Annotated in this window: 11 protein-coding genes; 3 read left to right on the forward strand and 8 right to left on the reverse strand. The window is 43.1% G+C overall.

The annotated features are described in order from the left end of the window. Positions 1–219: 219 nt before the first annotated feature. Positions 220–972 carry a sensor histidine kinase gene (locus tag BM176_RS02220; protein ID WP_177230271.1) on the forward strand — a complete coding sequence of 251 codons (753 nt, stop codon included), beginning with the start codon at positions 220–222 and terminating at the stop codon, positions 970–972. After that, the gene (locus BM176_RS02225; protein ID WP_090099119.1) at positions 944–1621 is read left to right on the forward strand and encodes a response regulator transcription factor; all 678 of its coding nucleotides are present in this window, start codon (positions 944–946) and stop codon (positions 1619–1621) included. The genes BM176_RS02220 and BM176_RS02225 overlap by 29 nt, the downstream gene beginning before the upstream one ends. On the opposite strand, the gene BM176_RS02230 is transcribed toward BM176_RS02225, so the two are convergent. From BM176_RS02230 to kduI, 5 genes are all read right to left on the reverse strand, one after another. Next, positions 1622–2878 carry a DUF2264 domain-containing protein gene (locus BM176_RS02230; RefSeq protein ID WP_090099121.1) on the reverse strand — a complete coding sequence of 419 codons (1257 nt, stop codon included), beginning with the start codon at positions 2876–2878 and terminating at the stop codon, positions 1622–1624. Further along, a complete protein-coding gene (locus BM176_RS02235; protein WP_090101550.1) occupies positions 2878–4068 on the reverse strand; it encodes a glycoside hydrolase family 88 protein in 1191 nt (396 codons plus the stop codon). The genes BM176_RS02230 and BM176_RS02235 overlap by 1 nt, the downstream gene beginning before the upstream one ends. A gap of 320 nt (positions 4069–4388) precedes the next feature. Then, a complete protein-coding gene (locus tag BM176_RS02240; protein WP_090099123.1) occupies positions 4389–5453 on the reverse strand; it encodes a LacI family DNA-binding transcriptional regulator in 1065 nt (354 codons plus the stop codon). A 22-nt stretch (positions 5454–5475) separates the two neighbouring features. After that, positions 5476–6243: a 2-dehydro-3-deoxy-D-gluconate 5-dehydrogenase KduD gene (gene kduD, locus BM176_RS02245; RefSeq protein ID WP_090099125.1), complete on the reverse strand. Its 768-nt coding sequence runs from the start codon at positions 6241–6243 to the stop codon at positions 5476–5478. A 12-nt stretch (positions 6244–6255) separates the two neighbouring features. Further along, positions 6256–7092: a 5-dehydro-4-deoxy-D-glucuronate isomerase gene (gene kduI / locus BM176_RS02250; protein ID WP_090099128.1), complete on the reverse strand. Its 837-nt coding sequence runs from the start codon at positions 7090–7092 to the stop codon at positions 6256–6258. Positions 7093–7393: 301 nt separating this feature from the next. Here kduI and BM176_RS02255 point away from each other — a divergent pair, with 301 nt between their 5' ends. Then, the gene (locus BM176_RS02255) at positions 7394–9040 is read left to right on the forward strand and encodes a UxaA family hydrolase (protein ID WP_090099130.1); all 1647 of its coding nucleotides are present in this window, start codon (positions 7394–7396) and stop codon (positions 9038–9040) included. Between the two features lie 141 nt (positions 9041–9181). Here BM176_RS02255 and BM176_RS02260 read toward each other — a convergent pair whose 3' ends face one another. From BM176_RS02260 to BM176_RS02270, 3 genes are all read right to left on the reverse strand, one after another. Then, complete coding sequence (locus BM176_RS02260; RefSeq protein WP_177230272.1) at positions 9182–10474, reverse strand: MFS transporter; 1293 nt, start codon at positions 10472–10474, stop codon at positions 9182–9184. 110 nt (positions 10475–10584) lie between these two features. Then, on the reverse strand, positions 10585–11250 hold the full coding sequence (locus BM176_RS02265; protein WP_090099134.1) for a beta/alpha barrel domain-containing protein: 666 nt from the start codon (positions 11248–11250) through the stop codon (positions 10585–10587). 2 nt (positions 11251–11252) lie between these two features. Then, on the reverse strand, positions 11253–12251 hold the full coding sequence (locus tag BM176_RS02270) for a sugar kinase (protein ID WP_090099136.1): 999 nt from the start codon (positions 12249–12251) through the stop codon (positions 11253–11255). Positions 12252–12270: the final 19 nt, after the last annotated feature.

Consider the following 12270-nt stretch of genomic DNA (forward strand, 5'->3'; position numbering starts at 1 on the left):
TAATACCTGTAGCCTGCCAATAAACGGAATTTTGAATGTCATTGCCAACGTGCCAATGTATGTCTATAAGATTATTTATTCTGTTAATGTTGTGATGAATATTATTCTATATTTATTGTTCAGCATTTCCTTTTTATGCAATCTAACTTTCAGGAAGTCTTCCTAGTTATTTTTAGTTCCATATTCCTACTTGTTCTGCTTGTGGGATTCATAATAATTATGCTGATACTCAACCAGAAAAGCCGTCAGGCGCAGGTACAAGAGCTACATCTGATGAAAGAGCGCTACGAACAGGAGCTCCTGAAGTCTCAGCTGGAGATCCAGGAAAACGTGTTTGGACATCTATCTCAGGAGATCCATGATAACATCGGGCAATCTCTCACCTTTGTAGCACTATCCCTGTTAACGGTACCCGTGGAAAATAACAGCGAAGCACAGGAGTATATCGAAGAAAGCAGGAAGGCGCTACAAAAAGCCATTACTGAACTAAGAGATCTTTCCCGTAGTCTGCATACAGACCGGGTAACGGAAATCGGACTGGCCAATTCAATCGAATTCGAACTGGAAAGATTGAAAAGGACCAATTTGTACGAAACTTCTGTTAATTTTGTTGATATCCGGAACCTGCTTGATCACCAGACAGAGATCATCCTATTTCGTATTGTACAGGAAATGCTGAACAATATTGTAAAGCATGCCAGGGCAAGCAAAGTAGAAGTAAGCCTAACTCAAAATATCAATGTTATTGTATTGGAAATAAACGATAATGGTGTAGGCTTTGACCCGGAAGCCTTATTTGCAGAACAGGAAAATCATAAAGGTTTAGGATTAAGAAATATTCGTAAAAGAGCAGCCCTTATCGGTGGCACCTTCCAAATTCATAGTGTAAGAAATAGCGGAACCGCTATTCGTATCACTATACCAATAAATAAACAGTCAGTTCATGAGCATAACCAGGAGAGCGAAATATAGTGTAGCCATTGCAGATGACCATGTGCTTGTAAGAAAAGCACTCAGTCGTCTTATTAATACATTTCCCGATTACTTCATTTTGTTCGAAGCCAGCAACGGAGAAGAAGTAGTAAAAATTATCAATAACCGCGAATTGCAGTTGCCGGATATCCTCATTTTGGATGTAAACATGCCCGGCATGAATGGGTATGAAACTGCTACCTGGATCAATAACCATTACCCGCAGATTAAAGTACTGGCACTCTCTATGCTGAATGATGAATCTGTGATCATCAAGATGCTGAAATCAGGTGCTAAAGGTTATATTATGAAGAATGTGGAACCAGACGATCTCCGGGATGCATTTGATTCCATCATCAAAAAAGACTTCTATTTACCAGATTACATCTCGGGTAAAGTAATCTCAGGATTACAGAAAGATGTAATGTCGCTCAATGAAAAGATTGAGCTGAGTTCTAAGGAAAAAACATTTCTGCAATATCTCTGTACAGAATTATCCTATAAAGAGATTGCACAGAAAATGTTTGTAAGTCCGCGTACTATCGACGATTACAAAAGCAGCCTCTGCGACAAACTGAAAGTGAAAACACGTGTGGGGCTAGTAATTTTTGGAATCAGGTACGGACTAATAGATATCAATACCGACTAATCATAATGCGTGATCCTTATATACGGTCTTTCCTCTCCATGCTTTTTGCCCCGTCCACTCCACTGGTTTCTCTGTCCAGAAAGGATGTTGCGACGATAAACCTAATGCCAGAAAACCGGTAGTACAGAGATAAAGACTACCGGTTGCGGTATAAACATCTGCAATTTCGGGCTGATGCCCGCAGAAGCCTGGTTGCAACCAACCCTTACTGTCAAAGGTACCTGGTGCTTCAAAAATATTCTTCATTACTGCTGTAAGTGCACAACGCACCTGAGCAGGTGCCAATTCTGCCGGTAGCTGTTCATGCAGAGCCAGTTGCACCAATGGTTGAAAGGCCGCGTTCCTGTATACCATAGATCTTCCCACCACAGGAAAAGTACCTTCCGGCGATATCAGTCTTTCCTGGATCACACCATATCGCTGCATACGCGTGATAGCCAGATCGTATTCCTTTTTGTTGATCTTCCCTTTATCTGATAATACTTTCAGTATATCCGTCAGCATAGGATGGATCACGAAAGCATTGTAATAATCGTAATGAAAATCTGGTCCGTCTCCATATACCCCATCTCCCTTATACCACTCTGCATGTTTCTTCACTGCATAATCCACCCGCATACTATCCCATTCTTCTCCAAACAACAAAAGGGCGGCTTCTATTATTGCGGAAAACAACAACCAGTTATTATATCCTGGTGTAATACTGCGCAAACTCTTAAAACTATTGACCACCTGTTGTTTCACAGTAGCCGGAAGAGGCTCCCACAACTGTTTAGGGGCACGGATAAAAGCATGAGCAAGGAAGGCCCCATCTACCAATGGCTGCCCGTCATATTTACCTGTAAAGTTCATGTAATCCGGACCATCAGGATTAACTGCCTGTGCGGTTGCTTCCTGTGCATAATTGATCAGATTTATTCTCATACTACCCTCCACCGTCTGATCAGGCCCCAGTTCCAGCCAGGGAGCTATACCTGCCATCGTGCGGCCAAAAGCTTCCAGGTAGGTGACCTTTTCTACCGGTTTGTTATATCCCGGTGCGGTAACCAGTGGCATCACCTGCTTTAACTGTCCTTTGCTCAGATTGAGCAGTACAGGTGTAGCAATACGGTTGAGCAATTCTACCCAGTAAGCCCTGTCGGTATTTACAGCATGTGCCTGTTCGTTTTTAGGGGCTGTCCACAGACTTCCACCTGTTTTCACAGCACCAGCCATGCCTGCCAGCGGAACGGTTTTTATGAAATTACGCCTGTCCATTATTTAGCCCATTGTTTATATCGTAACAATGCTTCTACAAAATAATAATCTGCGTAGGTCAGTGGCACATCTACTTCAGAATTTTGAGGTAATGACCCTACACTATGCTTCAGAATGAAATCGTTATTCTCCCCGGCAGTAGCCAGGTAAGCCGGGCTGCACAGGCTTTCCAGCATCTTTTCACCTGCATTCCAGTAACGTGCGGATATAGTACCCGTGGTATAACGGCTTAACTCCAGTAATGCAGAAGCTGCTACAGCACCCGCAGAAGCGTCACGTGGTACATTCGGGATACCAGGTGCATCATAGTCCCAATATGGAATCAGATCTGCCGGTAACCGGGGATGTCCAAGGATAAAACCGGCAATATGCTGGGCCTGATCCAGGTATCTCTTATCTTTTGTTTCGCGGTACATCATGGTGTAACCATATAATCCCCATGCCTGTCCCCTTGCCCAGGCAGAACTATCTGCTGCTCCCTGGTGTGTATTTCTATTCAGCACAGCACCGGTAGTGGAATCATATCCTATTACGTGATAAGAGCTGAAATCCGGCCGAAAATGATGTAACATGGTAGTATTTGCATGTGTACGGGCGATGTGGTCAAATGAGGGCTCTTTGCTTACCCTGCTGGCCCATGTGAGCAACTCCAGGTTCATCATATTATCGATGATTACAGGAAACTCCCATGCTCCATGATCCCATGATTTGATACAACCCACTTTTGGATTAAATCGTGTGGACAAAGAACGTGCACTGGTTAGTAATACTGCTTTATAAGCGGGGTTCTTTGTGAGACGATAGCCATTCCCGAAGCTACAGTACATCATAAAGCCCAGGTCATGTGTACCTTTGTTATTCTTTTCTTTTTCTATCAGTTCATCCCGTTTGATAGCTTCCTGCTTCAATGTTTCATCTTTGGTATATTCATACAGATACCACAAAGTACCAGGATAAAAACCGGCTGTCCACCAGTTGGATTTTGCCGTTACCAGCCGGCCGTCTTTATTATTGGTAGTACGTGGTAATACGCTGTCTGGCACCTGTTTCATCATAAGTTTATACTGGCTGGCAGCAAAATCCAATGTTTTATTGGCCAGTGCAATCATTTGCTTTTTGCGGGCAGGTACCTGTGCAGTTGCATGTATGGCAAACAATGCACATAATAATAAGAAGCTGAGTTTTTTCATCCGGGTAATTTTAAAGAACATTTCAGATTATCTGGCAAACGTTTGCATATAGACTACTGCAAACATATTTATGTATGTTTAAATGATCATCACTTTCTCTGTTTCCATTTTTCACGTACTATATTAAGGATTTCAATAGTAATCAACTTAATGTTTCTTTATCATCAAATGCTTTTACAGAAACCATATGTGATCACTCTATTCTGCCTTCTTTTCCTTACAGCAACATTGAGAATTTCAATAGTGATCCGCTTTATAGAATCACTTTCTTTATCATAACATCGGGTGCTTCGGAGGAAGCATAGATGATCAGTTTTAAATCATCCTTTTCCTTTGCCTTGTTTCTTTAGTACAACATCAGGTCCTTCTGTAGAAGCGCGGGTAATTAGTTTTATAGGAATAATCTCTTCCGAATACTTTTTCGGAGTTGACTTCGGCTGTTGTAACAGAGCAAGTAAAGCTGCCGCTACCCTTTCACCCATCATTGCCGGACACTGATCTACCGAAGTAATAGACGGTGTAATGATCTCTGCACGCGGATCATTGGAATAACCGGTGACTTTAATATCTTCCGGCACCCGCAGATTGATCTTGCGGCAATATTCCAGAATGGTAATAGCAGTTGTATCATTGGCTGCGAAAATACCATCCGGATAAGGCTTCTGCGCGAATATTTTCTCGCAGGTCTGCCACGCATTTTCACGGGTTAATTCGTGGTAAAAGATGCGTGATTTATTAAAGGGGATCTTATACTTCCGGAGAGCACTTTTATATCCCGCAACTCTTTCTACATAGAGATTGCAGGTAAGTGGTCCTGAGATATGTACAATGTCTTTGCAACCTTTTTCTATCAGGTGCTGAGTAACTGTAAAGCCTCCCAGGTAATCATCCCCTTTGATTACTTTCACCCCATAATCTTTCGGCACACGGTCAAAGAACACCAGTGGAATATTGTTATCATTAAACACATCGAAGTGCGAGAAATCAGTTGTATACAACGTAGTAGATACCGCCAGCGCGTCCACACGTGCAGAATACAATGTATCTGCCAGTGCTATTTCCTGCTCATATGAATCATTGGATTGACAGATCAGCAGGTTATATCCATGTTCCTGCAACTTATTCTGAATCACGGTGCTGATAGTAGCAGGAAAGAACATGGAAATACGCGGTACTACCAGCCCGATGGTTTTGCTTTTATTATTTCGCAAACCCGCGGCCATAGTATTGGGACGATAACCCAGCTTACGGGCCATTTTCTTAACCCTTTCTTTTGTACGCGCACTGATATTTGGATTGTCATTCAGTGCACGTGAAACAGTGGACACCGAGAGGCTCAATTCTTCTGCGATATCTACAATTGTCTTTTCAGTTCTTTTGCTCATATATCAGTATTCAGGTGGAATTTCATCGTCCCATCCATCCCCCGTCTACTGTTAAAATGGTGCCATGTATATAATCCGACGCCCTGGAAGCCAGAAATACGGCCGGTCCTTTAAAGTCTTCCGGCTCACCCCAGCGCCCTGCCGGTATACGGTCCAATATAGCAGTACTCCGTTTTTCATCTGCACGTAATGCAGCTGTATTATCCGTAGCAATATATCCGGGTGCAATAGCATTCACATTGATGCCTTTACCAGCCCATTCATTGGCAAATGCCTTTACCAGTGAACCTACTGCTCCTTTGCTTGCGGCATAACCAGGTACATTAATCCCCCCCTGGAATGTAAGTAACGATGCCGTAAAGATAATCTTTCCGCTTCCATGTAACAGCATCAGTTTACCTATTTCCCGGGTTAGGATGAAAGCTGCATTCAGGTTGATGTTCAATACCTCATCCCAATATTCATCCGGATGCTCTGCTGCCGGCTTTCTCAGGATAGTACCTGCATTATTCACCAGGATGTCTATAACAGGGAAACGACCTGTTACTTCATTGATAAAGCTATATAGTGCGGGACGGTTGCCAAGGTCTGCCTGGTAAGCATGAAACTTCCGGCCAACTGCAGTTACAGCCTTTTCTATATCACTGCCTTCTTTTTCAAGAGAGGCAGATACACCAATGATGTCTGCACCTGCTTCTGCCAGTGCCAGTGCCATTCCAAAGCCTATACCTCTTTTACAACCTGTTACCAGCGCCGTTTTTCCCGTAAGATCAAATGATTGTAATACCATACATGATTAAATTTATCGCAGTTCAGGAATAGCACATACATCCATATCGCTGTAATCCAGATTTTCGCCAGCCATTCCCCATATAAAGGTATAATTGCTGGTACCTGCACCAGAGTGGATAGACCAGGGAGGAGAAATTACCGCCTGTTCATTCTGCATCCAGATATGCCTTGTTTCCTGTGGCTGCCCCCAGAAATGACATACAGACTGCCCCTTGGGAACTTCAAAATAGAAATATACTTCCATTCGCCTATCGTGCGTATGCGCCGGCATTGTATTCCATACGCTGCCTGTTTTCAGCTCCGTCATCCCCATCTGCAACTGGCAGGTAGTCAGTACACTCGCTACTATCAACTTATTGATAGTACGGTGGTTAGCTGTTTCCAGTGTGCCCAGCGTCACTACCTCTGCATCTTTGCGGGTAACAAGACGGGTGGGATATACCTGGTGTGCCGGGGTTGAGTTCAGATAAAATTTAGCAGGTGCTGTGACATCGTTACTGCTGAAAAGCAATTCCTGCTTTCCTCTTCCTATATATAATGCTTCCTTAAAACCTATTTCAAAAACTTCTCCATCTACAGTTACAGTTCCAGTACCTCCTACATTGATAATGCCTAATTCACGCCTTTCAAGAAAGTATACCGCCTTTAACTGATCAGGTGCTTCCAGCCGTAAAGCCTTTGTTACAGGCATAATACCACCGGTAATAAAACGATCATAATGACTGTACACCAGTTTTACGCCATCCTGTTCAAACAGCTTATCTATTAAAAGTTCATTGCGTGTTTCTTCTGTATTCCAGCGTTGTACAGCGGCTGGACTGGAGGCATACCTCGTTTCTGCTTTCATAAGCCAGACATATTAAAATTTAGAAATGATGACTACTTCAGGGAGTGATGCTGTATCAGTTGCATCCTTCATAACTGAATGGAAAGATAGAATATAATGAAGAAATATGCAAACGTTTGCATTTAAAATTAAAAGGGACCTGATCAGTTAGCAGTAATCGGGAATAGGGACCTGTTTTCCCCTCTTTCCAATATTAAATTTTCAGCTAAACGGATTTAGCAAAGAAGTGAAGTCAAAATGTCATCAATGATTAAGATTTTAGTATTAACAGCGGGTTCTGATATTTCATACTTTAGCCATTATGAATACGTATCTACAAATACATCCCGACGACAATGTTCTGGTGGCCCTGCAGGATTTGCAGGCAGGCACTGAAATCGGGTTCAATGGTTCCACTATTAAACTACTGAAAAACGTCTCTGCCAAACATAAATTCATGATCACCGACGTACAAACCGGTGATCCTATTACTATGTACGGAGTGCTGGTTGGTAAAGCCAATGAACCTATTCACAAAGGAGAAGTAATTACTATCTCCAATGTAAAACACGATGCCAATGCTTTTCATGAAAAAGAAGGAAGCATAGAATGGCAGAAACCCGATGTAAGTAAATGGGAAACACGCACCTTCAATGGCTTCCATCGTAAGGACGGACAGGTTGGTACACGCAATTACTGGCTGGTTATCCCAATGGTATTTTGTGAAAACCGCAATGTAAGCGTGATCAAAACTGCCTTTGAAAGAGGACTGGGCTTCGCTCCTACTGAGATCTACAATGAGCAGGTGCAGGATCTTGTTTCACTATACAAACAAGGCAATGTAAATGCAATTAAAGATTACCAGGCAGAGGCTGTAACGTTAACAAGTAAACGAAATACCGTTTTCTCCAATATAGACGGTATCAAATTCCTTACCCACGAAGGTGGCTGCGGTGGTACCCGTCAGGATGCAGACGCACTGTGCGCATTACTTGCAGGTTACATTCACCATCCTAATGTGGCAGGTGCTACCATACTTAGCCTGGGTTGCCAGCATGCGCAGGTATCTATCCTGCAGGAATCACTGAAAAAGCTGAATGCTGATTTTGATAAACCACTCCTGGTATTCGAACAGCAGAAAAGCGCTTCGGAATTCTCCATGCTGTCTAACGCTATTAAAGAAACTTTCCTGGCACTGATAGAAGCTGATAAAGTAAACCGCAAACCTACACCTTTATCCAAACTGGTAATAGGACTGGAATGTGGTGGTTCTGATGGCTTCTCTGGTATCTCAGCTAACCCGGCTGTTGGGCATACATCCGATTTGCTGGTAGCACTGGGTGGTACTTCCATCCTTTCTGAATTTCCTGAGCTGTGTGGTGTTGAACAGGAGCTGATTAACCGTTGCATAGAAAAAGATACGTCAGATAAATTCATTCGCATTATGCGTGCGTATGAAAGTCAGGCAGAATCTGTAGGCTCCGGTTTCTATATGAACCCTTCTCCTGGTAACATCAAAGATGGGTTGATCACAGATGCAATCAAATCTGCAGGGGCTGCTAAAAAAGGCGGTATCTCTCCTGTTACAGATGTACTGGACTATACAGAATATGTGAAGAGACCAGGACTGAACCTGTTGTGTACGCCAGGAAATGATGTGGAATCTACCTCTGCTGAAGTTGGGTCTGGTGCTAATATAGTGCTGTTCACCACAGGATTAGGTACGCCTACAGGTAATCCAATTGCGCCTGTAGTGAAGCTGGCTACAAATACAAAACTGGCTCAGCGTATGCCTGATATCATCGATATCAATACAGGCACCATCATCAGCGGAGAAAAATCTATTGAAGAGATGGGCGAGGAAATTATGGAATTTGTGATCAAAACTGCTAATGGTGAAGTACATACCAAAGCTGAACTATTAAACCAGGATGATTTCATTCCGTGGAAACGGGGGGTGAGTCTTTAGTAGATATAATCTCACAATGCCATGTCGGTGAGCTTAGAACCGAATTAAAAGAGCCTGTATTGTACTAATACAGGCTCTTCTTATTTTATCTGGTTGTCTGCTAATAGTTTGTCTATTATTTTAAGACACACTTATTTTTCATCAGATCTCTACTCTTTCCATTTTCGGTGCAAACAAATGCATCATACCCCACGCCACCAGATAAGAGCAACCACAGATAATGAATATAATGTTGTAACCCGCGCCAATATTTCCTAATATTTTATAATGTTGTAATAGTCCTCCTACTACAAAAGGAAACAGGCTACCTCCTATTGAGCCGGCCATACCTCCTAATCCTACAACAGAACTCACTGCATACTTAGGGAACATATCAGATGCTGTTGTAAAGATATTCGCAGACCATGCCTGATGCGCTGCTGCTGCAAGGCTGATCAGTCCTACCGCTACCCATATATTCTCTGTTTGTTTGGCAAACACGATAGGAAGTACACAGATAGCAAAAAATAGCATAGATACCTTACGCGCTTTGAAAATAGGCCAGCCTCTCTTTATCAGCCATGAAGACAGATAACCGCCACCAATACTGCCAACTGTAGTGGAAGTATACACGATAATTAGCTGCAGATTGGGTTTCGTAAAATCAAGGTGAAAAGTAGTAGAGAAGTAAGAAGGTAACCAGTACAGGAAGAACCACCAGATAGGGTCCGTCAGCAATTTCCCGAATATAAATGCCCAGGTTTGCCTGATGCCCAGTAACTGCTTCCACGTAACACGGGGTTTCGCTTTTGTAATATCCGGTTCAACTTCATGATCACTATGGATATGATCAAATTCTGCCTTTGTCAGTTGTTTATGCCGGGCTGGTATTTCGTACATGATTATCCAGAAAATAAGCCAGATAAAACCTAGTGCACCAGTCCATATAAATGCCTGCTGCCAGCCATAATTACCTAATAACCAAGGTACCACTATCGGAGCAACCACAGCCCCTATATTAGCGCCGGAATTGAAAATACCTGTGGCCAGTGCACGTTCTTTTTTAGGAAACCATTCTGCTACTGACTTGATAGCTACCGGAAAGTTACCTGATTCACCAAGGCCCAATAATACACGGGCCACCCCGAATCCGAAGGTGGTCTTGGCCAATGCATGAAGCATAGCAGCCACACTCCACACAACGATAGAAAGAATATACCCCATCTTGGTACCAATCTTATCTACCAGCCGGCCAAACAGTAATAAGCCAAGCGCATAAGATGCGGCAAATGCGGTTACGATATGACTGTAATCAAGCTCTGTCCAGTGAAAAGACTGTTCCAGAGTGGGTTTCAGGAGGCCAATCACCTGCCTGTCAATATAGTTGATCGTTGTAGCGAAAAATAATAGGGCACAAACGCGCCAACGGTACTTGCCAATTGTTGTGGAATCCATGCCTGTCATTTTGGAATTTATAAAGTAAATTCAATTTACGACTCTGCATCCAATTATGCAAACGTTTGCATTAATTAGTATTTACTACAGGTTCGTGGATCAGGATTTACTTATTTATTAAATGTTTTTGCTATATCCACTGCTTTGGATATCTGTGCTTTCAGTGTTACCCAGTCTTTCTTTTCTATCAAACCTTTGTTCAGCAGGTTTGATCCCATTCCTACACATACTACACCGGCATCCAACCAGGACTGCATACTTTCTTTGGTAGGCTCTACTCCTCCTGTTGGCATAAACTTCATTTTCGGAAATAAAGGCTTGATGGCATTTACGAAGCCAGGCCCCAGCACATTACCGGGAAATAACTTGGCCAAAGGCGCTCCGCTCTTTTCTGCTACAGCTATTTCAGAAGGGGTCATACAACCGGGAATCCACAGGATCTCTTCCTTCCTACAGGCTTCTGCAATAGTGATATCGATAATAGGACTTACAATAAAATCCGCACCTACACCCGCAAAAAATTTTGCATCTTCTGCATTTTTAATGGTACCTATTCCCAGGAACAGATCCGGCATGGTTGACAGTTTCTTATCACGTATAAAAGCAAAATTGCGACGTGCATGCTCTCCCCTGTTGGTAAATTCAAACACACGGAGCCCTGCATCATAACAGGCTTTCACAACTTCGTAACATACCTCTTCATCTTCATGATAGAATACCGGTATCATTTTACTGCGCTCAAATGCGGCTACGATCTCTGCTGGTGCTGGTGCCATATCTATATCAGTTTTTGAATGTTTGCTTTATCCGTTAAATTAAAATCTCCTTTTAAGAACAGCTTGGACCAGGCGGCGGCGGCGGCAAATGAAATAGTTTGCTGTGCATCCATTCCTTCCAGCTGTGCATGAATCAGTCCGGCCATAAAACTATCTCCACTTCCTACACGATCCACTACATCATTGGTTTCATACTGTTTTGAAACAGCCAGTCCGTTTGCATCATACCAGGTGGCATAATACAGGTTATGAGTAGGTGCATCCGAAAAACGGAAAGTGAAAGCTACTCTTTTACAACGCGGATATTTCTCTGTTATTTCCTTTGCTACCTGTGCAGCTTCTTGCAGGTAAACCTCTTTTGTAGCTGTTTCCAATGCCACTGTATTTAGTTTCGTATCCAGCATCTGATGGGCGGCCCAGATATTTCCCATGATCACATCACAGTACTGCACCAGTTCCGGCATCACAGCAAAGGGCTGTTTGCCATACTGCCACAGCTTACTGCGGTAGTTCAGATCTGTAGAGATGGTTAGTCCTTTCCGGCTGGCCGCTTCAAGTATTTCCTTACAAATAATGGCTGCATCTTCATTCAGCGCTGGTGTGAGTGCGCTCCAGTGAAACCATTCAGCATCGCCAAGCAGACTGTCCCAGTCAACCGTTCCGGGTTGTAACTGGCTAAATGAAGAATATTTACGGTCATACACTACCCCGGCATTCTTCAGATCTTTTCCCTGTTCAAGGTAATAGATTCCCACACGATCTCCGCCTTTCAGCATTCTGTCTGTAACAACACCGATCTCTTCCAGCTGTTGTAATACCTGCAAGCCTACACCATTATCAGGTACCCGGCTGATATAAGTAACAGGTGTTCCCCAATGAGCCAGTGCGGCAGCTACATTTGCTTCTGCGCCACCTACATACAGGGCTGCACTGTGTTTACCCCACTCCGGCGAGAGCCTGAGCAAAATTTCTCCGAATGAAATAACTTTAACTGGTTTCATAACTCAATAGTGTGGCCTA

This window comes from Chitinophaga sp. CF118 (assembly GCF_900112615.1).
In the GTDB taxonomy this organism is placed as follows: domain Bacteria; phylum Bacteroidota; class Bacteroidia; order Chitinophagales; family Chitinophagaceae; genus Chitinophaga.

Bases quoted from the DNA above. Each gene is read 5' to 3' on its own strand.
- BM176_RS02225 (WP_090099119.1), top strand. From the start codon at position 944: ATGAGCATAACCAGGAGAGCGAAATATAGTGTAGCCATTGCAGATGAC.
- kduD (WP_090099125.1), bottom strand. From the start codon at position 6,243: ATGGTATTACAATCATTTGATCTTACGGGAAAAACGGCGCTGGTAACA.
- BM176_RS02220 (WP_177230271.1), top strand. From the start codon at position 220: ATGCTGATACTCAACCAGAAAAGCCGTCAGGCGCAGGTACAAGAGCTA.
- kduI (WP_090099128.1), bottom strand. From the start codon at position 7,092: ATGAAAGCAGAAACGAGGTATGCCTCCAGTCCAGCCGCTGTACAACGC.
- BM176_RS02235 (WP_090101550.1), bottom strand. From the start codon at position 4,068: ATGAAAAAACTCAGCTTCTTATTATTATGTGCATTGTTTGCCATACAT.
- BM176_RS02255 (WP_090099130.1), top strand. From the start codon at position 7,394: ATGAATACGTATCTACAAATACATCCCGACGACAATGTTCTGGTGGCC.
- BM176_RS02265 (WP_090099134.1), bottom strand. From the start codon at position 11,250: ATGGCACCAGCACCAGCAGAGATCGTAGCCGCATTTGAGCGCAGTAAA.
- BM176_RS02230 (WP_090099121.1), bottom strand. From the start codon at position 2,878: ATGGACAGGCGTAATTTCATAAAAACCGTTCCGCTGGCAGGCATGGCT.
- BM176_RS02260 (WP_177230272.1), bottom strand. From the start codon at position 10,474: ATGGATTCCACAACAATTGGCAAGTACCGTTGGCGCGTTTGTGCCCTA.
- BM176_RS02270 (WP_090099136.1), bottom strand. From the start codon at position 12,251: ATGAAACCAGTTAAAGTTATTTCATTCGGAGAAATTTTGCTCAGGCTC.
- BM176_RS02240 (WP_090099123.1), bottom strand. From the start codon at position 5,453: ATGAGCAAAAGAACTGAAAAGACAATTGTAGATATCGCAGAAGAATTG.